The organism is Nocardioides sp. Z38_18, from assembly GCF_058215695.1.
In genome coordinates this window covers 219,178-244,454 of record NZ_JBZAJE010000003.1, presented here as the reverse complement: position 1 = coordinate 244,454, position 25,277 = coordinate 219,178, and the positions used below count along the sequence as shown (strand labels likewise).

General features: G+C 66.2%; 14 protein-coding genes and 1 pseudogene. 5 read left to right on the top strand and 10 right to left on the bottom strand.

Annotated elements, in window-relative coordinates; translation table 11 throughout:
* Nucleotides 1-21: 21 nt before the first annotated feature.
* On the top strand, nt 22-1,302 hold the full coding sequence (locus AC4BGC_RS20460) for a glycosyltransferase (protein WP_490557431.1): 1,281 nt from the start codon (nt 22-24) through the stop codon (nt 1,300-1,302).
* A gap of 14 nt (nt 1,303-1,316) precedes the next feature.
* Here the strand turns inward: AC4BGC_RS20460 and AC4BGC_RS20455 are convergent, their stop codons facing one another.
* On the bottom strand, nt 1,317-4,196 hold the full coding sequence (locus AC4BGC_RS20455; protein WP_490557430.1) for an aconitate hydratase: 2,880 nt from the start codon (nt 4,194-4,196) through the stop codon (nt 1,317-1,319).
* A 154-nt stretch (nt 4,197-4,350) separates the two neighbouring features.
* On the opposite strand from AC4BGC_RS20455, the gene AC4BGC_RS20450 reads away from it, so the two are divergent.
* Together AC4BGC_RS20450 and AC4BGC_RS20445 are read left to right on the top strand one after the other, a co-directional pair.
* Complete coding sequence (locus AC4BGC_RS20450) at nt 4,351-5,370, top strand: aldo/keto reductase (protein WP_490557429.1); 1,020 nt, start codon at nt 4,351-4,353, stop codon at nt 5,368-5,370.
* A 107-nt stretch (nt 5,371-5,477) separates the two neighbouring features.
* Nucleotides 5,478-6,545 (top strand): hypothetical protein, encoded by a 1,068-nt coding sequence (locus AC4BGC_RS20445; protein ID WP_490557428.1) that lies wholly within the window; start codon nt 5,478-5,480, stop codon nt 6,543-6,545.
* 78 nt (nt 6,546-6,623) lie between these two features.
* On the opposite strand, the gene AC4BGC_RS20440 is transcribed toward AC4BGC_RS20445, so the two are convergent.
* On the bottom strand, nt 6,624-6,971 hold the full coding sequence (locus AC4BGC_RS20440; RefSeq protein WP_490557427.1) for an MmcQ/YjbR family DNA-binding protein: 348 nt from the start codon (nt 6,969-6,971) through the stop codon (nt 6,624-6,626).
* Between the two features lie 372 nt (nt 6,972-7,343).
* On the opposite strand from AC4BGC_RS20440, the gene AC4BGC_RS20435 reads away from it, so the two are divergent.
* Both AC4BGC_RS20435 and AC4BGC_RS20430 read left to right on the top strand, forming a co-directional pair.
* Nucleotides 7,344-10,082, top strand: coding sequence for an ATP-binding protein (locus tag AC4BGC_RS20435; RefSeq protein ID WP_490557426.1), 2,739 nt, complete (start codon nt 7,344-7,346; stop codon nt 10,080-10,082).
* 933 nt (nt 10,083-11,015) lie between these two features.
* Nucleotides 11,016-12,008 carry a DUF4192 domain-containing protein gene (locus AC4BGC_RS20430; RefSeq protein WP_490557425.1) on the top strand — a complete coding sequence of 331 codons (993 nt, stop codon included), beginning with the start codon at nt 11,016-11,018 and terminating at the stop codon, nt 12,006-12,008.
* 137 nt (nt 12,009-12,145) lie between these two features.
* Here AC4BGC_RS20430 and AC4BGC_RS20425 read toward each other — a convergent pair whose 3' ends face one another.
* From AC4BGC_RS20425 to brxC, 8 genes and pseudogenes are all read right to left on the bottom strand, one after another.
* The gene (locus tag AC4BGC_RS20425; protein WP_490557607.1) at nt 12,146-12,457 is read right to left on the bottom strand and encodes a hypothetical protein; all 312 of its coding nucleotides are present in this window, start codon (nt 12,455-12,457) and stop codon (nt 12,146-12,148) included.
* 59 nt (nt 12,458-12,516) lie between these two features.
* Nucleotides 12,517-12,585, bottom strand: a pseudogene (locus tag AC4BGC_RS20420) (hypothetical protein); the annotation flags it as partial.
* A 51-nt stretch (nt 12,586-12,636) separates the two neighbouring features.
* On the bottom strand, nt 12,637-13,002 hold the full coding sequence (locus tag AC4BGC_RS20415) for a hypothetical protein (RefSeq protein ID WP_490557424.1): 366 nt from the start codon (nt 13,000-13,002) through the stop codon (nt 12,637-12,639).
* Nucleotides 12,993-13,700 (bottom strand): hypothetical protein, encoded by a 708-nt coding sequence (locus AC4BGC_RS20410; protein WP_490557423.1) that lies wholly within the window; start codon nt 13,698-13,700, stop codon nt 12,993-12,995. Before AC4BGC_RS20410 ends, AC4BGC_RS20415 begins: the two co-directional genes overlap by 10 nt.
* Before the next feature lie 49 nt (nt 13,701-13,749).
* Nucleotides 13,750-15,894, bottom strand: coding sequence for a BREX system Lon protease-like protein BrxL (gene brxL / locus AC4BGC_RS20405; RefSeq protein WP_490557422.1), 2,145 nt, complete (start codon nt 15,892-15,894; stop codon nt 13,750-13,752).
* A 12-nt stretch (nt 15,895-15,906) separates the two neighbouring features.
* Nucleotides 15,907-18,402: a BREX-1 system phosphatase PglZ type A gene (pglZ, locus tag AC4BGC_RS20400; protein ID WP_490557421.1), complete on the bottom strand. Its 2,496-nt coding sequence runs from the start codon at nt 18,400-18,402 to the stop codon at nt 15,907-15,909.
* The gene (pglX, locus tag AC4BGC_RS20395) at nt 18,395-21,793 is read right to left on the bottom strand and encodes a BREX-1 system adenine-specific DNA-methyltransferase PglX (RefSeq protein ID WP_490557420.1); all 3,399 of its coding nucleotides are present in this window, start codon (nt 21,791-21,793) and stop codon (nt 18,395-18,397) included. Before pglX ends, pglZ begins: the two co-directional genes overlap by 8 nt.
* On the bottom strand, nt 21,793-25,275 hold the full coding sequence (gene brxC, locus AC4BGC_RS20390; RefSeq protein WP_490557419.1) for a BREX system P-loop protein BrxC: 3,483 nt from the start codon (nt 25,273-25,275) through the stop codon (nt 21,793-21,795). Before brxC ends, pglX begins: the two co-directional genes overlap by 1 nt.
* Nucleotides 25,276-25,277: the final 2 nt, after the last annotated feature.

Genomic DNA, 25,277 nt, shown 5'->3' with positions numbered 1-25,277 from the left:
CGTCGACACCGGAGCAGCACCATGACCCGATTCCTCGCCTACGCATCACCGGCACTCGGACACACGCTGCCTCTTGTCCCGGGCCTGCTCGAGCTGCAGCGCCAGGGCCACCAGGTGCACCTGAGGACCAACCCGGCCCTGCTCGGGACACTGCGCGAGGCCGGGGTCGACGCCTCGGCGATCGACTCCTCGGTCACCGACATCCCTGTCACCGACTACCGGGCCACCCGGGACACCGACCGGCTGCGGGCCGGTCACGCCGACCTGATGACCCGGGGCCGGTACGACGGTCCCGACCTGGAGCGCGCGATCGAGGCCCACCGCCCCGACGTGCTGCTGGTCGACGTCAACGCCAATGGCGCGCGGGCCCGGGCCGAGGCCTCCGGGCTGCCCTGGGCCACGCTGCTGCCCTCGGTGCTCCCGGTGGAGGCGCCGGGGATCCCGCCGTACGGCCCCGGGCTGCGACCGATGCGGGGTCCCGTGGGACGGGTCCGGGACCGGCTCGGCTGGATGCTGATGGCCCGAGTGTTCGGCAAGGCGATGCTGCCCGGCCTCAACGAGCTGCGGGCGGAGGCGGGGTTGGCGCCGTACCGGTCACCGATGCAGCAGTTCGAGCCGCCGAGAGCGGTGATCGCCCTGACCAGCGAGCCGCTGGAGTACCCACGGGTGCCGCTGCCCGCGAACATCCACCTGGTCGGCACCCGGCCCTGGGACCCACCCAGCGCCCGGCCGGCGTACCTCGACGAGCCCGGCGACCCGTGGGTCCTGGTCACCTGCTCCACGGAGTACCAGGGCGACGAGGACCTCGCCCGGATCGCCGTGGAGGCCCTGCGCGACGAGCCCGTGCGCGTGCTGCTCACCCTGGCCGACGCCTACTCGGACGACGCGGTCCCCGCGGCGGCCAACGTGCGGGCGGAGCGGTTCGTGCCGCACAGCCAGGTGCTGCCCGAGGCGGCGGCCGTGGTCTGCCATGGCGGCATGGGCATCGTGACCAAGGCCGCGTGCGCCGGCGTACCGACCGTGGTGGTGCCGTTCGGCCGCGACCAGGCCGAGATCGCCCGACGGGTCACCGAGTGCGGCGCGGGCGTCTCGGTGCGGAGGAGCCGGCTCACCGCGGAGTCACTGTGCCAGGCGGTGCGGACCGCACGCTCGATGACCGGGAGCGCCCGCCGCGTCGCCGCACAGCTGGACCCCGAGGGCAGCCCCGCGCGGTTCGCCGCGGCCGCCCTGAGCCTGGCGCCGGCGTCCGGCAGGAGCACGAACGCCATCGGTCCCGGAGGCCAGGGGCTCCGGGACCGATGACGTCGGTGTGAAGGTCAGGCCTTGAGCAGGTTGCGCAGCACGTACTGCATGATCCCGCCGTTGCGGTAGTACTTCGCCTCACCGGGGGTGTCGATGCGCAGCTTGGCGTCGAACTCGACGTCGCCCGCCTTGACCTTGACGGTCTTCGGGATGCGACCGTCGTTGAGCTCGGTGACACCGGTGAAGGAGAACTCCTCCTCGCCGGTCAGGCCCAGCGACTCCGCGGTCTCGCCCTCGGGGTACTGCAGCGGCAGCACGCCCATGCCGATCAGGTTCGAGCGGTGGATCCGCTCGTAGGACTCCGCGATCACGGCCTTGACGCCCAGGAGCGCGGTGCCCTTGGCCGCCCAGTCACGCGAGGACCCGGAGCCGTACTCCTTGCCGGCCAGCACGACGAGCGGGGTGCCGTTCTCGAGGTACTTCTCGCTCGCCTCGAAGACCGTGGTCACCTCGCCATCGCCGGCGAAGTCACGGGTGAACCCGCCCTCGGTGCCCTTGGCGAGCTGGTTGCGCAGCCGGATGTTCGCGAACGTGCCGCGGATCATCACCTCGTGGTTGCCGCGTCGTGAGCCGTAGGAGTTGAAGTCCCGCTGGCCCACGCCGTGCTCGGCGAGGTACTTGCCCGCCGGGCTGTCCTTCTTGATCGCGCCGGCCGGGCTGATGTGGTCGGTGGTCACCGAGTCACCCAGCTTGAGCAGCACGCGGGCGCCCTCGATGTCCTCGACCGGCTCCGGCTCCTCCGGCATGCCGTCGAAGTACGGGGGCTTGCGGACGTAGGTGGAGTCCTGGTCCCACTCGAAGGTGTCGCCCTCGGGGGTGGGCAGCGACTTCCACTGCTCGTCGCCCGCGAACACGTCGGCGTAGTCCTTGGTGAACATCTCCGAGGTGATCGCGGTGGCAATGACCTCCTCGACCTCCGCCGCACTGGGCCAGATGTCCTTGAGGAAGACGTCGTTGCCGTCCTCGTCGGTGCCCAGCGGGTCGTTGTAGAGGTCGACGTCCATCGAGCCGGCCAGCGCGTAGGCGACCACCAGCGGCGGGGAGGCCAGGTAGTTCATCTTCACGTCCGGGTTGATCCGGCCCTCGAAGTTGCGGTTGCCCGAGAGCACCGAGACCACGGCGAGGTCGTTCTCGTTGACCGCGTCGCTGACCTCGGGGATGAGCGGTCCCGAGTTGCCGATGCAGGTCGTGCAGCCGTAGCCGACGAGGTTGAAGCCCAGCTTGTCGAGGTACGGCGTCAGCTCGGCGCGCTCGTAGTAGTCGGAGACCACCTTCGAGCCCGGAGCCAGCGTGGTCTTGACCCAGGGCTTGGTGGTCAGGCCCTTCTCGACGGCGTTCTTGGCGAGCAGGGCCGCGCCGATCATCACCGACGGGTTCGAGGTGTTGGTGCACGAGGTGATCGCCGCGATCGCGACGGCCCCGTGGTCGATCTCGAACTCGGTGCCGTCCTCGAGGGTGACCTTCGCCTTGTTCGACGTACGACCGTGACCGCTGCCGGCCGGGTGGTTGCGCCAGTCGTCGGGACGGCCGGAGCCGTTGCCACCCTCGGAGTGCGAGGGCGCGTCGCTGGACGGGAAGGACTCGTCGGAGGCCTCGTCCACCTTGGAGCGGGCGCCGTCGGGCTTCTCCTGCGCGGGAACGCCTTCCTTGTCCGAGCCGCCCTCGGCGTCGCTGTCGGCCTCGCCGTCCTGGGCGTAGTCGGCCAGCGAGGTGCGGAAGGCCTCCTTGGCGTTGACGAGCGAGACGCGGTCCTGGGGACGCTTGGGTCCGGCGAGCGACGGGACGACCTCGGCGAGGTCGAGCTCGAGCCGCTCGGAGTAGCGGGGCTCGGCGTCGGGGTCGTGCCAGAGGCCCTGCTCCTTGGCGTAGGCCTCCACGAGCGCGATCTGCTCGGCGTCACGGCCGGTCAGCTCGAGGTACTTGGTGGTCTCCTCGTCGATCGGGAAGACCGCGATGGTCGAGCCGAACTCGGGGCTCATGTTGCCGATCGTGGCGCGGTTGGCCAGCGGGAGTGCGGAGACACCGGGTCCGTAGAACTCCACGAACTTGCCGACCACGCCGTGCTCGCGCAGCATCTCGGTGATGGTCAGCACGAGGTCGGTCGCGGTGGCGCCCTCGGGCAGGTCGCCGTTGAGCTTGAAGCCGACCACGCGCGGGATCAGCATGGAGACCGGCTGGCCGAGCATGGCCGCCTCGGCCTCGATGCCGCCGACGCCCCAACCGACCACGCCGATGCCGTTGACCATGGTGGTGTGGGAGTCGGTGCCGACCAGGGTGTCGGGGTACGCCGTCAGCTCGCCGTCGACCTCGCGGGTGAACACGACGCGGGCGAGGTGCTCGATGTTGACCTGGTGGACGATGCCGGTGCCGGGCGGGACGACCTTGAAGTCGTCGAAGGCGCCCTGGCCCCAGCGCAGGAACTGGTAGCGCTCACGGTTGCGCTCGTACTCGATCTCGACGTTGCGCTCGAAGGCCTCCGGGGTGCCGAAGACGTCGGCGATCACGGAGTGGTCGATCACCATCTCGGCCGGGGCCAGCGGGTTGATCCGCGACGGGTCCCCACCGAGCTCGGCCATCGCCTCGCGCATGGTGGCCAGGTCGACCACGCAGGGCACGCCGGTGAAGTCCTGCATGATCACGCGCGCCGGGGTGAACTGGATCTCCTTGTCGGGGTCCGCGTCAGCGTCCCACCCGGCGAGGGCCTTGATGTCGTCGGCGGTGATGTCCTCGCCGTCCTCGGTGCGCAGCAGGTTCTCGAGCAGCACCTTGAGGCTGAAGGGCAGCGACTTCACGTCCAGGCCGTCCCCCTCGACGGAGTCGAGACGGTAGATCTCGTAGGACTTGCCATTGACGTCCAACGTGCCCTTGGCACCAAAGCTGTCCGCGCTCGCCATGTTTTTCCCTCTGTTCGGCTATCGGTCGGTCGATCCTGCCCGGAGGCCCATCTTGCCCACGCCCGGGCGGGCGAGGAAAGCAAGGCAACCCTTAATTCGGACTGGCAGGGATTTATCTTGATGTCAAGATACCACGAGCCCCTATGGTGGGGCCATGCGCTACCGGACCTTGGGAAACAGTGGCTGTGCCGTCTCCGAGCTGTGCCTGGGCACGATGACCTTCGGCAAGGAGACCGACGAGGAGGGCGCGCACGCGCAGCTCGACCGGTTCGTCGAGGCGGGCGGCAACCTGATCGACACCGCCGACGTGTACTCAACGGGCCTCTCCGAGGAGATCATCGGTCGGTGGCTGGCCGACCGGTCGCCCGAGGTGACCGGCTCCGTCGTACTCGCCACCAAGGGCAGGTTCGCGATGGGCACCGACCCCAACGACGTCGGCCTCTCCAGCCGCCACCTCACCCGCGCGCTCGACGACTCGCTGCGGCGGCTCGGCACCGATACGGTCGACCTCTACCAGGTGCACTCGTGGGACCCCTGGACCCCGCTCACCGAGACCCTGCGCACCCTCGACGGGTTCGTGCGCGCCGGCAAGATCCGCTACTACGGCCTGTCCAACTTCACCGGGTGGCAGCTGACCAAGGCCGTGCACACCGCGCGTGCCCTCGGCCTCGTGGAGCCGGTGACGCTGCAGCCGCAGTACAGCCTGATCGTGCGCGAGACCGAGTGGGAGCTCGTCCCCGCAGCCCTGGACGCCGGCATGGGCCTGCTCCCGTGGAGCCCGCTGGGCGGGGGCTGGCTGAGCGGCAAGTACCGGCGCGACCAGCGACCCACGGGCTCCACCCGGCTCGGTGAGGACCCGGGCCGCGGGATGGAGGCCTGGGAGCGGCGCGGCACCGAGCGCACCTGGGCGATCATCGACGCGGTCCAGGAGGTCGCCGAGGCACGCGGCTCCTCGATGGCCCAGGTCGCGCTGTCCTGGGTGACCAACCGCCCCGGCGTGACCTCCACCATCCTCGGCGCCCGCACCCTCGAGCAGCTCGACGACAACCTCGGCTCCGTCGAGGTCGACCTCTCCCCCGCCGAGCTCGCCGCCCTCGACGAGGCCAGCGACCTCCACGCCACCGACTACCCCTACGGCTCCCTCGGCCTGGACCAGCGCAGCCGAGTTCTCTGACTCCGAGCGTTCCGCACCGGACGCGCCGGGGCCGAGGTGCAGATCGTTCGGAACGGCTCCTGTGGACTGCCGTTCGCGCGACCGGCGCGGTCGCGAGACGCTCGGGCATGGCTCACCGCTGGGACCCGAAGGCCCCCCATCCCGGCCCCCTCGTCCGCCCGGTCAGGGTCGATCCGACCGGCCTGACCGGCCCGACTCGCAGACAGGCGTCCGGGAAGTACTGGCGCCGCACGTCACCCGGCTACTACGTGCCCTCCGACACCCGTACCGATCTGCCGGAGCAACGCATCATGGAGCAGTCGGTCCGGCTCCCGGCTGGCGGTGCAGTCACGGGATGGGCTGCCTGCCGGCTGCTGGGGGCGAACTTCTTCGACGGCCTCGAGACCGACGGGGCCACCTTGATCCCGGTCCCGCTCAACGTCGGGCCACACGGGAACATCCGTTCTGGAGGTCAGGTCCGACTCTGCTTCCACGCGTTGGACCCCGCCGACCTGGCACCGCGTCATGGCATCGCGACGGTGATCGCCGTCCGAGCGGCGTACGACGCCGTCCGGCTGGCCGAGGACGCCCGAGAGTCCGTCGTCGCGCTCGACATGATGCTGGCCGCCGATCTGGTCTCGGTGCGCCTGGTGCGGGAGTACGCCGACCGCCGACCAGGACGGCCCGACAAGCGTGTGCTGTGGGCTCTCGACCGCGCCTGCGAGCACTCACGCTCCCCCAACGAGGTGCGCCTGCGGATGCTGTGGGAGTTGGACGCCCGATTGCCCCGACCGCTGGTGAACTGCCCGATCCACGACCTCGCGGGACACCTTCTGGGCATCGCGGACCTGCTCGACCCGGAGGCCGGCCTGGTCGTGGAGTTCGACGGCGCCGACCACCGCCGGGCAGCGCGGCAGACCGCGGACGCGAAGAAGGAGGATCTGCTTCGACGCGTCGGGCTCGAGGTCACCCGCGTGACCGGGATGGATCTGCAGGACCGCTCGACCGTGGTGTCGCGGCTGTTGGCCGCCCGTGGACGAGCGAAGTTCATCGACGCGGCAGAACGACTGTGGGTACCGCGTCCCCCGACCGATGACCTGCATCAGCGCCTTCTGGAGCGCGAGGCACGTTTCGCGGCGTACGCGCGTCTGTCCGCCGAGCCACTGCCCGACATCGGTGAGCTCCGCGGCTGGTGACCGAGGGGGAGGGTCGTCCGAACGTTACGCGCCTCGACCACGGCGTGTCGCGGGCCGATTGTTCGGAGTCGAGAGCCGTCAGACAGGGAGGCGCTCTCCGCGGTCGTCCACCAGCGACTGGGGAGCCGTGAGGCGCCAGGCCTCGAAGGTGAGCTCGGCGAGCTCGTCGCGCTCGACCCCGTCGAGGTGGACGACGACCCAGCCGAAGCCGCCGGCGGTGAACTGCACCTCGAAGACCTCGGGCCGCTCGGCGACCAGTGCCACCTGCTCGACGAGGGTCTGCCGCAGACCGACCGTGCGGGTGGGCTCCCAGAGGTAGCCAAAGGTGTGCCCGGCCACCTCGAGCCTGAAGTAGCGGGTGTGGTCCTTCACCGCCACGTCCTCGAGCTGGCCCACCAGGTCGAGGAAGTCGCTGATCGCGGCCATCAGCGCACCCGGGGCGCCAGACACTCAACGCGGCGCGTCATCGCGACGACACCGGCTGGCGTGGATACGAAGGCGGTGACAGCGATCATGGGAGGAACCTAGCCGCTGAGTTCACCGCCTTCGTCTCTACGCTCGAAAGGGCCCATCCGGTCCACACGACGCCTGCACGACCTTGCCCCCGTCGTACGGCGTCGAGTGCCTCCTACCCCACCGTGCCGACAGTCGGGTCGCGCGGGTTGTGGCGCTTCGCATAGGTGGTGGGACACCGATGAGTCGGCAGGACGCCGTCCCGCAAGACGGGCAGGGTCCCGGCCGGCGCGGTTTCGTAGGCCATAATGGCGCGCTCTGGCGTCACGAGGCGGGAGCGAACCGGTGGACCTCTTGGGCCGGCGTGCCGAGCGCGAGGTGATCGAGCACCTGCTCGCCGAGGCGCAAGTGGGTCGCAGCGGGGCCCTCGTGATGCGCGGGGAGGCGGGAATCGGGAAGACCGCGGTCCTGGAGCATGCCCGGCAGGCTGCGGCCTCCGCGGGGATCCGGGTGGAGCATGCGGTCGGGGCGGAGTCCGAGGCGCAGTTCGCGTTCGCCGGCCTGCACCAGCTGTGCGCGCCACTGCTGGAACACGCGAGTGAGCTGCCTGATCCACAGCAGACCGCCCTCTGCGTGGCATTCGGGCAGCGCAGCGGCGCGGCGCCGGAGGGGTTCCTCGTGGGGCTGGCCATTCTCAACCTTCTGGCCGAGGCCGCCGACGAGACCCCGCTGCTGTGTCTCATCGACGATGCGCAGTGGTTGGATCAGGCGTCTGCTCAGGTCCTGGCCTTCGTTGCGCGACGGGTGTCGGCCGAGCGTGTGGCGCTGGTGTTCACGCTGCGTGACTCCGCGGCAGGCGGCAACCACCCGTTCGACGGGTTGCCCGAGCTGCGCCTGGACAGGCTCGGGGAGACCGACGCGCACGCGCTGCTGAGCACCGCGGTCCGCGCACCTCTCGATGAGGGGGTACGCAACCGGATCGTCGCCGAGGCACGAGGAAACCCCTTGGCGCTGCTGGAGCTGCCCCGGAGCGTCGAGCTCACACACCTGGCAGGTGGGTTCGAGCTGCCAGATCTACCGAGCGTCCCTCGCCGCATCGAGGACAGTTTCCGACGCCGCTCGGCCAGCCTGCCGGCCGAGACCCAGTTGCTGCTGCTGGTCGCCGCGGCCGACCCGACCGGCGACCCGGAGCTGCTGTGGCGCGCGGCCACCCACCTGGGCATCGCCCGAGAGGCGGCCGCACCCGCCGAAGCGGCGGAGCTGGTGGAGATCACCTCCCGAGTGCGCTTCCGTCATCCCCTCGTGCGCTCTGCGGTTTACCAGGCGGCCACGCCCCCGGACCAGCGCCGAGCTCACGACGCATTGGCGGTAGCCACCGACCCGGAGTCCGACCCTGACCGGCTTGCTTGGCACCGCGCACAAGCGGTACAGGGCACGGACGAGGACGTCGCCGCCGAGCTGGAGCGCTCGGCCGACCGGGCACGTCGCCGCGGCGGGTTGGCCGCTGCAGCCGCGTTCCTGCACCGCGCAGCCGACCTGTCTCCTGAACCTGCCACTCGCGCGAGGCGTGCGCTGGAAGCCGCCCAGGCCAAGCATGACGCCGGTGCGTCCGAGAGTGCCTTGGCGCTGCTGACCGTCGCCGCTGCCGGCCCATTGAACGCGGTGGAAGCCGGTCGCCTCAAGCTGCTCCAGGCCCGGATCGCGTTCCACCTGACTCGAGACAGAGACGTGCCGCGGATGCTGCTCGAGGCAGCCACGATGCTCGCCCCGTCGGAGCCCGCACTGTCCCGAGAGACCTATCTGCACGCGATGGACGCAGCGGTCCTGAACGGCGGCGAAGACGCGGTGCGGATCGCCGAAGCGGCCCTGGCCGCTCCCCCGGCCGAGGTGCCACCACGCCCCGTTGACCTGCTCCTGGACGGTCTCGCGACGAGCCTGACGAGGGGCTACGAGGCGGGGGCGCCCCTGCTGCGGCGCGCCGTCGAGGCGGTGTGTGACAGCGCGTACGCAGCTCCTGGACCGGACCGCCGCAGCGACCGCTGGCTATGGCTTGCCGGCCGCACCGCAGTGGCGCTTTTCGACGACGAGCTGCTCTACCTCCTCGCCAGCCGCAACGTCCAGCTGGCGCGTGAGGCCGGTGCGCTGGCGACGCTCCCCGCAGCCTTGAACCTCCTCTCGATCACCTCCGTCCTGATGGGCGAGCTCGCCCGAGCCGCCGAGCTCGCGAGCGAAGCGACCTCGATCACGCGGGACACCGGCGGCGTGCGGCTGCCGCACGCTCAGGTCATCCTGGATGCTTGGCGCGGCGACCAGGCCGCGACGACTGCGCTCAGCGCAAGCACCGCCCAGGACGTCGCCTATCCCGACGGGAGCGCGGACGCCTCACAGGTCCAGTACGCCTTGGCGGTGCTCCACAACGGGCTCGGCAACTACGCGGTGGCACAACAGGCCGCTGCACTGGCTTGCACCTCACGTGAGCTGCCGGTCGTCTGCTCCAGCCTCACGGAGCTCATCGAGGCGTCCGTCCGTTCGGGACATCCGGAGCACGCGACCGAGGCGATGGAGCAGTTCGGTGCCTGGGCTCGCGTCAGCGGCACGCCATGGGCGCTGGGGCTGGAGGCGCACTCACGTGCACTCATGTGCACCGGACCGTCTGCCGAGGATCACCACCGTGCCGCGATCAAGCACCTCGGGAGCAGCCGGATGCGCGGCTATCTTGCTCGTGCCCACCTCGCCTACGGTGAATGGCTACGCCGCGAAGGGCGCCGCCAGGACGCCCGCGAACAGCTCCGGACCGCCCATGACCTGCTGATGGACATGGGCGCGGAGGCGTTCGCCGCACGGGCCGCCCGCGAGCTGCGCGCCACCGGCGAGCACCCGCGCAAACGGCGCGCTCAGGCGAGCGATGCCTTGACTGCCCACGAGCTGCACATCGCGCGTCTGGTGGCCACCGGGGCAACCTCCCGCGAGGTCGGCGCACAGCTGTTCCTGAGCCCGCGCACGATCGAGGCTCACCTGCGGAGCATCTTCCGCAAGCTCGAAATCACCTCCCGCAGACAGCTCAAGGAGCTCTCCTTGCCCTGACCCTCCGCGCACTCGCCATCTGCGTGGACATCACCCACGCAACCCACGACCGGCGAGGACATCAGGGACTTCTACCGGCGCGAGACGACCGCACCATGCGCCAACCTGATGCCACGGCCACGGAACGGGCTCTTGGCCAGCAAGTCGTTGACCCGAGGGGAACCCTCGTCCCGGACCTGGCGGCACCTCTGTTGACCGACCGCCAGCGTGCGAAGGAAATCCCATGAAGTCCATCGAGAGCATCGTCGCGGCACACCTCGACACCTGGAACGCCCCGCCAGGACCACGGAGAGCCCAGTCCATCGCCTCTGTGTACTCCTCCGATGTGTTCATCGGCGAGCCAGAGCGGGGCTGCGGGGCCATGACGGCATGGAACAGGCGATCGCTGGTCTCCAGGCCCAGGTCCCCGGGGCGACGATCGTCCGGTCGGGTCCGATTCAGGTGGCCAGGACCTGGTCACCTACGGATGGACCCTCGCTGTCGCCGACGGGCCAGCGCTGGCCACGGGACGCGACGTGCTCCACGTCCGTGACGAGGAGATCACCAGGCTCTACGTCGTCATCGACCGAACGTGACCATGACCCCGACGGGCGAACACCCGGCAGCTGTTAGTCCCTGCAGGTCAGGGCCGCTCTTCACCAGCAGCGCGACGCATTCCACGTGGCGCGTCATCGGGAACACACCGGCGACGCTACGCGGGATTGCGGATCTTTGCGCTCCACTGCGATCGGCGGCCAAATGTGGCCGCTGACCTGCAACGATGCCGACTTCAGGGGTTGCTGGCGTCAGGGGCCGGTTGCGGGCCGTTGCGACTCAAAGCGCGCCCAAACCGCGCCCTGCTGTCAGCAGGCTCCGACGATCGCAAACACGCGCGCAAGGACAGGTTCGTGCGCGACTCCGGGCCGGGCGTCGCGGTCAGCACACCTGAAGGCCATGAAGCTCTCCATACACTCCCCCGACGAGCTGGTCGCGGCCATTCCCCACCTGCTCGGCTTCCAGCCCGAAGAGTCGATCATGTTCCTGCCGCTCGAATCCGATCTCCCCGTCGCCCGTGTGGACATCCCGACCACCGCCCGTGACCGCGAAGGCGTCTGGGGCTCGATCAGCGATGCCTTCCGGCGCTACGCCCAGCCCGGCTCCAACGTCGCCATCGTCTGCCTCAGCGCCGACCGCGAGCAGGCGAACGTCGTTGGCCAGGACTTCGCCGCTCGGCTCGGGAACATCGGCATCGATACGCCGATCCTGCTCTGGGCCGACGAGACCCGGTGGGCCGACCTCGACACCGGCGATATGGGGCTGCTCACCGATGCGGCCCGCGAGACCGTCGCAGCGGCCACCGTGCTCAGCGGACGCGCCCAGCCGGCCGCGAGCCGTGAGTCGCTGGCCGAGTCGCTTGTCGGCGACCGCGAGCTAATAGCAGCGTTGCTCCCGGATGCGGCTGTCCGGGAGAGCACTGCCAAGGTGGAGGGCCGCTGGGCGCTCGCCCGGATGCAGCGGTTCCACCGCGACGGCATCAGGCTCTCCGATGCCGACGCGGCCCGCCTACTCGTCGCCGTCGAGTCGACCCCGAACCGAGACCGGCTCTGGCTCGACATGAACCGAGGCAACGCCCGCTCCCACGTCGCGCTGTGGACCGACATGACCAAACGGGCACCCGACGAGGTCCGAGCAGCACCGGCCTCACTGCTCGGGTTCGCGAGTTGGCTGAGTGGTCACGGCGCGCTGGCGTGGTGCGCCCTGGACCAGGTGCCCAAGGACAAGCCCTACGCGCTCGCCGACCTCGTCGCCGCCGCCGTCCAGAGCGGCATGCACCCACGCGAATGGGAGACGACCAAGACCCTCACCACGGATAGCGGCACAGAAGCGCTCGCCCCGACCCGTACGACCGCCCCGCAGGACGCGGTGCGGCCCGCACACGGGATGTAGGGGCCGTCATGGATATCTCGTACCGTCGCACGCCCCCGAGCCTCTTGGAGCGCGCCTTGACTCGCCTCGTGAGGCGCCGGCTCATTCCCACCGCGCCCGTCCACCGGCTCGACCTCGTCCAAACGTCGACCTGGATGTCAGGCAGGCTTGAAGTGGGCCGTGAGTCGCTCGCGGACAGAGGCCACTTCGACTGAGCCGTCGGCCTCGGTAAGCAGCTTGGCGAGCCGCTTTGGCCACAGCGCGTGGACACTTCGCGTGGTGAACGCTCCGCCGATCAGCGGCCAGTCAGCCTCGACGAAGCACAGTGCGCCGGTCACGGGCACCTCGCCGACGACATCCCTGACGAGTTCGACCTGCTTGAGGACGCCGTCGACGAGCTTGGTGCAGTCACGTCGACCAACCAGCAACCTCTCGACTCTCGGCCGCAGGATGCCGCCTTCGATCCGCAACTCGGCTTGCCCTTGTATCTCTTGGCGTCGATAACCCAGATGCCAGCCGCCGTGACCGCGATGTGGTCGATGTTTGCCTTCGTTCCAGGGACGCGCCGGTCGCGCAGGACCGCGATCGACTCTGACACCAGCGAGTCGAGTCGCGCACCCAATTGCTCCTCCCCGACCGCACCCGTCGCTCATGCCTTCGTGCTCTGCTTCTCGTCGGAGAGCGCCACTGCGATCCCGCTGAGCTTGCCCCACTTCCGGCGAAGCCGTTCCTCGTCCTTGGCCTTGCGACGTTCGTACTCACGTCGAGCAGACGATCCAGCGACTCCCGCATCTTCGGGGACAGGAACGACCGGGCCCTGCTCTGCCGAGAGTGCAGTGGCATCAGCAGGGAGCGAATGGCACTCGATACAGCGAACGGTCTTGGTCGACCGCTCGTAGATCGCGTCGGTCCGGGCGGGCAGCTCCGTGCCGCACAGGCGACAGATCCCGGCGTAGCGCAGCTTCATCCGCTTGCCGGAGAGCGGTTCGGGTACGGGCGGGCGCATCAATACCACGCATGTATCAGGTCGACTTGGGGTGCGCAGACTCTCTGGACAACGAGATGAACCTCGAAGCCGAGATGTTCGTCGGGAGGTGGGCTCGAGACCGACTGGTAGTACGTCTTCTCCAGGTCATCAGCTCGCAGGCCAACCTCGTTCGTCACCTCGAATGCGGGACGCCTACGCGTCGCGAACTCGACAACGGCCGCAAGGTCGAGATCTGAAGAGCGGAAGCTACGACCGGTGATCCACTCGATCGTGAACGGCTTGCCGAAGGCGGCCATTGTGTAGCCAACCTGCGAGGCCCCTGCGTTGGCGAGAGCATCGCGGGTGTCCTCTGTCGGCATCAAACGCAGTGCCAGGGGCGGTCCGGAAACCTCGATGATGTCCAGCCCGGACTGATTTGTGTGAAGAGGCTGAGGGAACTCCACCAACTGCTGGAGGAGCCACTCAGGCGAAGAGAAGAGGCCATCGGCGTGGCTACCTGATCCGTACGCATCACGGTATGCCCGACCGCCGCGCCGCATCTCCCGCTCGATGATCTGGCTGGCGGATACAGCCCGGGTGACGTCGCGCCACCCGAGGATGCAGTAGACCTCGATCTGGCTCGGCTCCTTGGCATGGATCTGTCCATCCCAGGCTGCGAGCACCTGCGCTGTTTCGCTCTTCAGGTACTTGGCCAAGTGCTCCGCGAGCGAATCGATGATTCTCACCGCGGCCCCCCGAGCTTGCCTTCAGCGCAAGTTGCCGATCGCCCAGGAGTCACTCGTTCGACTCCCTCATGTAGGTCACGCCGAAGGCGACGACCTGGCGGAACTCCTGTCGGCGGGCCCCCATGTCGTACTGACTCCCCGAGCCCTTTTGGAAGATGTCGAGCCCGCGTCCGAGCAGGATCTTCCAACCGTTGTCGGTAGTGATCGATCGGTCGTGGATGGTCTCGTCCCACTCGACGTTGAACTTGATGCCGACTGAAGCCGAACCATCCCGGATGTCCTTGAGCATCAGGAGGTGCTGCTGCTGGAAGTCGCCCTTGTCTTCCTTGGTCACGAGCTTGACGGCGATCTCGTCGGCCGGGTCCTTGACCGAGGCGACTAGCGCGAGCAGATCGACAAGGTTGCGTCCTTGGTGCGGCAGACGGATGTAGGGGTCGACGATCCTGATGTCTGTAGCCCCACGGAGGTACGGCAGCAGCAGCGTCTCGTAGGAGACGCCACGCTGGTTCTCCTGGAAGTCGCGGTGCCCCTCGAACAGCGGCTCGGGCTTGGGCGCTACCTCGACCGCCGCAGCCGTAGCCGCCGCGTCGACGACAGAGCCACCGTCGGTCGTCACCTCGCCACCAGTCTCGCCACTCCGCTGGTGGTAGTACGCCGGGTACTCGTCCTCCTCAAGCGTCGTAACGGCACGCCATTCGCCGTCCTTGTCGGAGTATCCGAACTTGACCTCGGCCATCGTCGAGTCGATCCGCAGGATCTGGTCCTTGACGCGTTTGCGGCCCTCGACGGCGAAACGGAGGATCTCCTCGATCTGCTCCCTCGTGGCCTCGCCATGCGGGTAGATGATCTTCATCAGACCCGAGAACGTCTTGTGGATTCCGTCGCGGTCGCGGGTGGAGATGTCCGATCCGAGCGTGAAGTGCTGCTGGTAGCGGTCGGAGAAGTCGGCGTCGCGCATCGACTTCAGCACCTCAGCGATGTAGTCGACGACGAACCCGTAGCCGTCGGAGAACATCTCGCTGCGAATCGTGTCGACCTCCCAGCCCGGGATGTAGCAGTGCAGGCGGTCGAGGTAGGCGGAGTCGTGATAGCTCTCGGGCAGCTCGTCGAACAGGTCGGAGTGCTTGAGCATGTACGGCACGTTGTGCGACGTGTTGCCAACGAAGACCATCGACGCCTCCGCACCCAGGGTCTCGACACCACGGGAGAACGACTTGTTCGCCATGTAGTTCTTCATGATGTCAACGAGCGCCTTGTCGGTGCGCTTCTTCTTGCCCGCGAACTCGTCGAAGGCGACGACGTCCCAGTAGCCGACGAGGCCGAGACGGCCATTGGAGTTGTTCACGAAGAGCTTTGGGACCGTGACCTCCCCGCCAGAGATCAGCATGCCGTGGGGTGAGAACTCCGAGAAGATGTGTGACTTGCCGGTGCCCTTCGGGCCGAGCTCGACCAGGTTGTAGTTGCGCTCGACGAACGGAATCAGGCGCACCAGCTGGATGAGCTTGGCTCGGCGACCGAACAGCTCCGGGTTGAACCCGATCGACTGAATCAGGAGGTCGATCCATTCGTCGGTGGTGAACTCGCGACGCGAGGCGACGTAGCCGTCAAAGTCGAAGTTGGAAAGTTGGATCGGCTTGATGGATCCGAGAATCCACGGGACGACGCGGGCGTTGTCACTGTGCTGGTACTCGATGTCGCAGATGCACCACACCCCGCCGACCAGGAGCTTCGGGTGGGTCTTGATGGTCGCCGGTGAAACGAGAACCTGCTTGATGCCGAGGTTGGCGAACTCGGCCTCGTACGTGTCGTCCTTCTCATTGAGCTGCACCTGCACCTTGTCGATGACTCGGTAGCGGCCCTTCTCGCGGATGTTCGACTTGATGAGCTCTGACTGGTTCCGGTGCACGTAGTGGTCCGCCAGGATCTTGCGAACGCTCTCGATGCCGGACTGGATCGTCGCCTCGTCATCAGATGCGGCGTACTGGCCGAGGAGATACTCAAGGACGAACGAGGGCACGATCGCGTTGCCCTTGACGGCCTTGACCAGGTCCTTCCGCACAACTGCACCGCCGAAGACGTCGTTGATCTTCTGGTCGAGGGCAGACTTAACCGGGGGACCTACCGGAGCAGGAGCCTCGGCGTCACCAGGTGAACAGTCGACGTCGATCGCCGCGAGGTCTGTCTGTTCGGTCATCGCAGTCACGTCCTAGAAGTCGAAGTCCGTCGTGAACGAACGCTTGATCGTGTAGGTGCCCTTCGAGAACGGCTTCCATTGAGTCGTGTTCGGAATGGGCTCTTCCAACCGCAGTTCAACCGGGATGTTGTTGAACCCGTCCGCTTCTTGCGTGAGGTAGAGGGTCGCCGCCTGGTAACGCTCACGCTGGTCGTCGGACACACTGGCGAACGTCAGAACAGGCTGTTCAGAGATCAACGTGTCGCCGACGTACAGGCCGAGGCGGACCTGGCGCGGCTGGATCTTGTCCGTCACCGCCTCTCGCTGGAGCAGCTTGACGGCGAGCTGACCCGTCGTGATCTTGTCGGTCTCCGGCATGAGGTCGACGTGAACCGGGCGGACGTCGCTCTTGCGCTTCTTGTTGACGGTGATCACCGGGACGACGATCTCTTGGAGCGACGCTCCGCCGTGGACGTAGCGAGTGCCAGCCCCCGGCTGCGGGATGCGGTGGATCGATTTCGGGATCTGGATGTCGATGTCACCCACAAGCCCGGCCTGGGCCGACGTGAACGTCATGAATGACGGGGACGGCTTGAGCGCCCGACCCAGCACGTAGCGACGGTTGGTCTTGGTGACCGCGTCGCCCTGGGGTGCCTCGGAGACGTAGTAGGACTGCTCCAGCGGGATGTCCTGGTAGAGGAAGCCGTGGTCAGCGGTGAGCAGGATGTTCGTGGCGTTGGCGTTCGTCCACTTCTTCACGAGGAGCAGCAACTCGCGCAGGGTCTCTTCGGCGGCCTCGAAGACCGTTCGTTCCGTGGGCGCCTTGTCGCCGGCAGCGTCGATGCGGTCGTGGTAGACGTAGAAGATCTGATGCTGCTTGTAGAGATCGCGCAGCTCGTCGCCGGGCATGGCCAACACACTGGCTGCGGAGATTGCGTGACCCTTGACCCCTTGCAGGATCTTGTCGCGGTTCACGGTGCCGTTCGTGGGCTTCCCGTCGGCCAGCACCGGCAACGCCTCTGGGTCGAGCTCCAGAGTCGAATGCGGAAGCAACGAAGCCATGCCCAGTTGGGTGTAGCTCGGAAGCACCCCCAACACTGCCGAGAGCGACGCGTCGAAGCGGTCCTCGTTGCGGATCAGGGAAGCGAGCTCTTCCGCCACCTCGTAGCGCATGCCGTCCGAGATGATGACCACCACTTTGGTGCGTCCGTCTTTGACCACGGGAGCGACGTGGTTGTCGAAAAATCTCGCTTGAGGTGCCAGCACGGCCGATGTCCATTCGCCCGTGGGCTCCATCGCCTGCTGCAACAGTCCGCCGAAGTCATAAAGGAACTTGTTGGCGTACTGCTTGTCCACCTCCGCCTTGAGAGCCGCCAGCGGGTTCTGGAAGTCGGCAGTCTGGTAGGCGTAGGTGAACCAGCGGTACTGCTGGTCGAGGCGGAACCAGTCGGACTGGTACTTCTGAAGTCCGAGGTCAAGCGAGCCAATCGCGTTCGGCAGGGCTGCGATCGCAGCAAGAAGTTCCGAGGCGCTCTGGATGGCCTCGTACACCTTGGCGTACTTGTTCTTCCAGAGGCTCTCCTGGCGCTGGCGCACCACATCCGCGACATCACGGGGCATCACCGACTGAGCCGCCACAGCGGCTGCGAGGTCGACGATGACCTTGCGGTCGACCTCCTCGAAGATCGTGACCGGGACCAGCTCGCGGTAGTCGCGATGCTCGATCTTCGACTTGATGTCGAGTGCATCGGCGGCACGGGAGGCCAGCTTCGCCATCATGTCTTGGCCGCGTACGTCGTAGCGCAGGCTGTTGAAGTCGATCCGGATGTTGCGGTACTCGCCCGGGCTATCGGAGGCGAAGTCCTCGACAGCCCTGCTGAACGTCCACAGGATGAAGTCGTCGATCGTTGGGGTCGCGCTGGGGTACTTGTAGATGCTGGCGAGCCCGTCCCAGAGGAACTCGTCAAGTCCGAAGGTGACGAGGTCATCGAGTTTCGCTGTCTTGCTCGCGGCATTCTCGGCCAGCAGCTCGCGGGTGATATCGGTAAGGGTGTGTCCTGACGCCTTGACCAGCACCTGGCACATCTTGGCGCGGAGACTTGTAGGGTCGTCACCGGCCACGAGCAACTTCTCGAGTGCTTGCTTGCGGGTGTTGGCGGCGAAGAACTTCTGATGCTGCTCGATGACCGGAGCGAACGCCGGGTCGTTGAGGCCGAGTTCCTGCTGGAGCATGGACGTCTTGTCCGCAGTGAACACCCCGCCATATGCGAGCTCCAGGTCGAGGAGCCAGTTCGCGGTGCCGCGCGGCAAGTCGCCGGCGCGGTACACCAGGTGCTTCGTGACATGGTCCGCGAGGAGGGTGTTCTTAACTCCGAACTCGTTGTCCTGCACACGGATGACGTTCACGCCCCCGAGGTCGAGCGAGTCGAGCTCGGCGTCGTACTCACCGGCCGGGTCATGCCAGAACACGACTCGCTTGGAGGCGAGTCGGCTCTGGAGGGCGTCCTTAACGGACGTCAGGTCACTCATCCGAAGCCTCCAGTCCCGCGATCTTCTTCAGGGCGGCGCCGAACTTCGGGTAGTTCGCCTTGACTCCGTCGTCGAGGTCAATGGCGAGGTTCTCGGAGGCCTGCGGGTAGAGCGTGTCGTGCTCGTACTCGTTCAGCTCGACGACGATCTTGCGGAGCCGGTCCGCTTCCTTCGCGTTCCCAGCGCGCTCTGCCTGCTGGAGGCTCGACTCCAGTTTGGTCACGTACTCCCGCAGGTAGGTCAACACTGTCGAGACAGTCGAAGGCGTGTAGCGATGCATGTAGACGAGTGCGTTGAACGACCCCCTGGCGCTGGAGAACAGCCAGTAGATCGGCCGCTTCTTGTACCGCTGGACGTGGTCGTCGTAGAACTTCGACTTCCCGCCCCTGGTGATGAAGTAGTCCCGCAGATTTCTCACGCCGAGCGACTCGACGACGAACTTCAGGTTCTCCTCGAAGTGCTGATCTCCGAACGCTGTCCGAAGGAACCGGCGGAAGAGCCCCACAACATCGTCCTCGAACCAATCACCGTCCACGATCGGGATGACGTTGTCCGCGTCCGGCGTGAACGTCGGGTTGCGCACCTTCGCGAGGTAGTCCTGCAAGGTCGCACCCTGGTCCGCGAGGATCAGCCCCGGCTCGTCGAGACTGTAACGGCCGAACATGCAGCCGACTGAGTACGAAACGAGATCAACGACTAGGTCGCGCGCCGCGAGGGCGCGGCGGACACGCGTGGCCCCGCCCGGCACCTCTCTAGAAACCCCGAGTTCGCGCCAAACCTGACTGTCAATCTGCTCCTCGACCTCGGCTAGCGAAGTCAACCGCTTCGCGACGGAGTGACAGTAGTCATCAGCAGCGACCTTCAACGAGCCGGAATCCCGCAGGAGCGGCGACCGTTGGAACCCGAGCGACAGCTCATCCTCATCCCAGTCCTCGCGTGCCAACTCGATGGCGTGTTCGACCAAGGCGCCGATTGAGTCGGAGCCGTTCTCAATCGTCGGGAGACGTCCAATATGTCCAACCTCAAAGTTCATGGTCGGGCTGAGAGCGTTCAAAAGCTCCGACGCTAGGCTCGAATTTAGAACGGCAAGCGCCGTCAGTAGGAGCGGTCGATTGCCGACGATGGCCTTACTTCCGCTCCCGAACGTATGGCCCGCCTCGATCATTCGGAAACTAGGACGACCGCTGGTGAGGGCAGACCAACCGATGTGCGCGAGGAAGTAGCTCGAGTTTCCGTCATGGCGGAAACCTGGCAGCCTTCCCATCTCGGCCACCGCAGCATCGTCGTAGCGCAGAACATGTGAGATGTTTCCGTACCACCGGCGCTCGGGTCCTCCCTTATGGTGGGGAGCCCACGGCCTCTCACTGGAGTCACCGCCCATTCTCGACCTTGAGACCTCGTGCCAGAACCTGAAATAGCGGTCGTTGTTCCCGGTGGAGATGCCAGCAACGGCTGGCAGGCGCTCCGACATAGGCGTAGGGTCCGTCAGTAGCTTGACCAAGGGCTCCGCGAGGCGGAACGCGAAGGGGGCCCCCGGAATGGCGAGAAACTGGCGAGCGTGTGACTCGTACCGGTGCTCAGCGATGCCATGGGAAATCGAGGCACGAAGGCAATCACGCTTCGCCGTTTCCGATGTCTGATCCAAGAAGTAGAACTGCGTGGTCTCGGCTCCATGGAGCCGAGGCCCGAGGGCGAAGGCGGTATTCGCCCCAAACACGTCTGGATGGTTCGTCACGTCATGCATGTGCACCAGGCTGTAAAACGAGTGTCGATCTAGGAGGTTCCGACGAAGCAATTCAAAGGACTTGATTGTCAGCCAAGTGTCGCCGACGATCATTCCGACTATGCCTCTCGAGTCGGCGAGTCCTGCCGCTCTCAGCATGAAACATCCATAAAGATCTTGCTTTCCAGCTGGGAATAGGCGCTTGACCTTTTCGGACAACGCCGGTCCCATGTTCGCCGAGCCCATATAGGGCGGGTTCGCGACAACGACGGGGTAGCGACCGGCGAGATACTCCGCTTGAGTCACAACTCTGTCGGCCCGCTCAATCGTGTCGGCCTTGTAAATGTCCCCACCGTCGTCCAAGGTCTCCAGGTGCCGTGCGAGTCGGCTCGTCAGGACGGGGTCTGGCTGGATCAGCGAGCCTAAGGTGTCGGCCTCAGCGAACTGGTTCCAGAACGCCTCCTCCGCGTGCCGATCCCCGTCCCCAGTGACGAGATAGCTCATTTCATCGACACTGAACGAGATCGGGTCGAGCACGCAGACGTTCGGTTCGACCGGGTCTTTGAAGAAGAGCTTGCGCCTGGCCGCGGCCTTCATCGTGAGTGCGAAAGCGGCGAGCGCCCCAGCACGCGGGTCGATCTCGGTGCCGTAGAGGTTGTTGGCGAGGATGAGGCCCGGGATCTCCGACGGCGTGTAGCCCTCTTCCTCGTAGATCGCAAAGAGCAGGTCAAAGGCGTAGGTGAGCATGTGGCCCGAGCCGCACGCCGGGTCAATGACCTTCAACTCTTCGGGCGTGCTGACCTTGAGGAAGTGGGTCTCCTCCTCGACCGGGGCGATGTAATAGTCCATCTGGCTGGCAAGAGCCGACGAGGGGCGGTTGAGCATCCAAAGGCGCCCGAGCGAGTTCTCAACGAGGTAGCGGACGATCCAATGCGGTGTGAACAGCTGGGTGGCTGCGGGGATCTCATCGGCGCCGGCCTTCCTGTTCTTCTTGAACCCGGCGAAGACCTCGTCCTTCCGCTCCGAGATGTAGAACTGGTACAGCCAGCCGATGACCTCGACGTCCTGACACACGTCTTCGGTGAGCACCGTGACGGAGCGGCTGAGGGCAGAGTCCTCTGCAAGCAGGTTGGCCGGGATGAGCAGCTCGGTGTAGTCGCCCTCCCGCTCAAACATGAAGGGCATGGCAGCGTTCCAGAAGCGGCAGTAGTCCGCCAGAAGGAGTGCGTATGCCTCGGCCTGCGCGCCGACGCCGGGGCGCGGCTGACGGGTGCCGTTGAGCATTCCTGTGATGGTTGCGGGGTTCGTCCCCTTGACCACGTTCGTGTCGATCTGGCCGCGCTTGGCTGCGGCGAGCACCTCGGGCTGGCCCACCTGATCGGCCGCGGGCGAGACGACGCCGATGCCGGTGTAACCGTTGGCGTCCATGAACCGCAGCGCGATGATGCGGTTGAACCAGGTGTAGGCGACCTTGCCGGCGACATGCCCTTTCCCCTCGTCGCCGCCGCCTGCGCCGGCGATGGCCCGCTCCAGCGCCGACACGGCCTTGGGCTGCTCTACGCGCTCGGGCGAGCCCTGGGCGAGCACAGCGGTGATCCGCGCGCCCACCTCGCGGATGAGCTCGGTTCGCGCCGAGGTGGCGAACGACTTGAGCGGTGCGGTTTCCATCAGAGCGTGATTCGTTTTCCGTCGTTGAGGGTCTCGACGAGTGCGGTGCGCAAGGCAGCGAGGTAGCTGTCGACGTCGGCTTCGGATTCGAGGACTCCGGAGACGCCCGAGACATGGATCGTCTTGACCGACACCATCTGCTTCGGCGGCGGTGCACTGTTGCCCCCACCCTGCTGGGACGCTACGAGATGACTCAGCAGCTCCGGGTAGCCGTCCTGCTCGAAGGTCGCGCCCGCCTGGAGGATGAGCGCGACCTGAGTCTCGCCGACGAGCCGCGCGAGGATCTGGTCGATACGCCGGATCACCCTCTCTTGTGCATCCGAGGTGGCGTTGGCGTAGTAGGCGCTGGCGAGCACCTCGGCCTTGCGTCCCTCGATCGCTGCGGTCACGTCTGCACGCTTGTCGGAGACGATGTCGTCGATCTGCCCCCGCATCGTGTCGGCTGCGGCCTTGAGTTGATTCATCTTGTTGCCACGGAAGGCGTTGGTGTCAGAGAGGAGTGTCTTGACCAGGTCGGCGCTACCTGCGGGGAGATAGCCGAGGTTCCCGGTGTTGCCGCTCAGGAGGTCCTGCGCCTCGTCGAAGATCTTGGCCTGTTGCCCGTTGAGGAAGGACTTGATCGGGTCGACCAGATCCTCCTTTGCCTCGATCAGCTCATCGGCCTTGTCGAAGTCGCCGAGGTACCAGTCGATCGGCTTGCCGACGACCTGGTCGAGCAGGGTGACGACGCTCGAGAGCTGGGTGACGAACGGATACCGGCTGGTGCTCACGAGAGCGTTGAGCTCGTCGCGCCTGGCAGCGAGCTTTTCCTTCCCGAACCGGGCCAGCTCGGTCGGGTCGCTCGGCACGGCGCCTTCGTCGAAGAAGTCGGTGCAGAACTTCTTGAAGGCCGCGACCTTTGTTGCGTCGTACGCCTTCTGCGGTGCGACGACCGTGTGCTGCTGCTTGCCGGTGTTGCGGATGAGGGCGGCAGCCGCGGTGCGCATCACAGGGTTGGCGTCGAGGGTGAGGGCAACCTTGCCGTTGCCCACCAGCCAGCCCAGCACGACTTCGATGGACCCGAGGTCCCAACCGTAGGGCTTGGACTCGAAGCGGTCGACGATCTTCTTGACGGTGACCTGCTCGCCGAGGTTGGTCTGGGAGATGATCCATGACTCCATCTCGGTGCCCGGAGTGCTCAGGACGGTGAGGTTCTCCGCGCCGAACAGGCCCTGGTCGTTCTGAACCGCGCCGGCGACCTGCTGCTCGTTGTAGGTCTTCCCGCCGAGCAGACCGAGGTTGGTGTAGGTCCGGTTGACAAGGTGCTGGAACCCGTCGGTGACGCGTGATTGGGCGTCCTGGGCGCTGGACGGGATCTCGGCTGCGTTGATGATCAGCTGCGACTTGCCGACTGCCTGGCGGAGACGCTCCATGAGCTCCTTCTCGCGGTCGGCGTTGAGCAACTGCTTGGACTGGAGGATCGCCTGCATCGAAGGCGTGGCACCTGAGTTGGTGCGCTGCTTGGTGTACTTCTCCGTCTTGAGCAGCAGGCGCAGGTCGGCCAGCAACCGCTTGTCGCGGCCGAGGAAGACCCGCAGCTCATCCTTGCCCATGCTCTGGGCGGCGATCTCAGTGTCGGTGTAGTTCGTCTCGGGCGTGATGAAGTGAATGGTCAGCTCGCGCTGGTTGCCCCGGACGAGGTCATCGAGCTTGTAGCCGAACGGGAAGTCCTGGCCGTTCTTCGCGTACTTCAGCTTGTTCGTCTTGAGGATGTCGGAAGACAGGTACTTGAACAGCTTGCTTGAGACCTCGGACGAGTCAACGTCGACCGACTTGATCTCCTTCTCGATCTCCTGCTCCTCATTGGTGAGGTACTCGTAGACGTTGCCGTTGCGCTGCACGTACGACTGCGTCTCCAACAGGTTGAGCGCTTCCTGCACCTGCTTGCCCAGGGCATTGAGATCGAGACCGAAACGGTCGTAGACGAGCACGGTGAGGTTGCGCGGTGTGGCCTTGAAGGTGTCGACGTACTTGACAAGGAAGAGCGCCTTCAGAAGGCGGTTGGCGAGGACCGTGACGTCGGACCCCGGGTCGGGAAGGTGCTTCTCGGCTTGGAGGATGGCGCTCTGAGCTGCGGACTTCAGTGCTGCGCTGATCCCGGCGAACATTTGGTCGAACGTGGCGAGGTAGCCCACCTGCTCCGCACCGATGCGCTTGGCGACCTCCTGAACCACGCCGAGCATGGACCGCTCACCGACAGAGCTGTTCTTGCCCTCGAACATGTTGTGGTCCGAGAGACCCTCGATCGCGGCCTGGAACAACGGGATCTGATAGGTCACGAACGGATAGGTGCTGATGAAGCGGCCGCCATCAACGTAGTTGCGGTATGTCTTCGCTCCGTCGACGAAGTCGAAGATCGTCTTGAAGTTCGCACCCTCCTTAACGTGGATTGCCATCAGTTCGGCCGCACCTGCGTCGTTCTTCTCAAGAAGGCGCTTGCTGATGACCTCCTCCACGTCCTGGCTGGTGAGCTTCACCTTCGCGGTGAAGCGTGCCTGGATCTTGGAGAAGTCGTTCCCCTGCTGCCTGGTCCTGTCGCCGACGACCTTGTCCATGTCCTCCTGCGAGGTCACGAAGACCCACGCCTGTCCCTTGCACCTGGTGTTGAGGGACTCGGCAATCGTCTGGAGGTTCAGCATGAGCTTCACATCGTCGGCGATGAACTGCCCGACCTCGTCGACGAAGAAGTTGAGGCGGAAGCCGGGTTCCTGCCTGTCGATCCACGCCTTCACGGCGGTGGCGAAGTCCTCGATGGAGACGGCGTACGACTTCTGGTATTGAGCGATGATGCCGGGGTTGGCCTCCCCGTTGACATCGGCGAACGCCTTGTCGACGTTGTGACCTTCGAGGGCGGTCTGTTCACGACCCTTCGCCCAGTCGATTCCGGCGTGCTTCTGGAAGGCAGCCATGAAAGCGTCGTACTGGCCGCGCTTGTCGAGATCCTCCTCGAAGCGGGCGACGGCTCCGTCGTTGCCGAAGTAGCCTCGGCTTTCGTCAAAGACCTTGACGAAGACCTTGAGCAGCGCGTCCGTCTGATCCTTGGCGATCAGCGTTGCCTTCTGGTCGATGTTGAAGAGCAAGCTCTTCGCGGGGATGGCCGCGGCCTTCTTCAGCGACGCGATGAGCATCGCGTCATCGGTCTTGCCCAAGAAGCTCTCGCTCACCTCGTCGCGCGGGAAGGCCTGACCCTCGACGTCGCCGAGAAGGTGGGCGAGCATCTTCAGGAGGTGTGACTTGCCGGATCCGAAGAAGCCAGAGATCCACACGCCGTTGGCGTTCGTGTAGTTCGTGTACTCCTCGAGCAGCGGGGCCACGCCCTTGGCGGCGTCATTCGTGAAGACGTACTCCTCGACCTCGACGGCAAGGTGGTCGACGTCATCGGCCTTGACGACACCCTCGATCGATCGGGTGACGTCCTTGAGAAAGATCTCGTTGAGTTTCATCG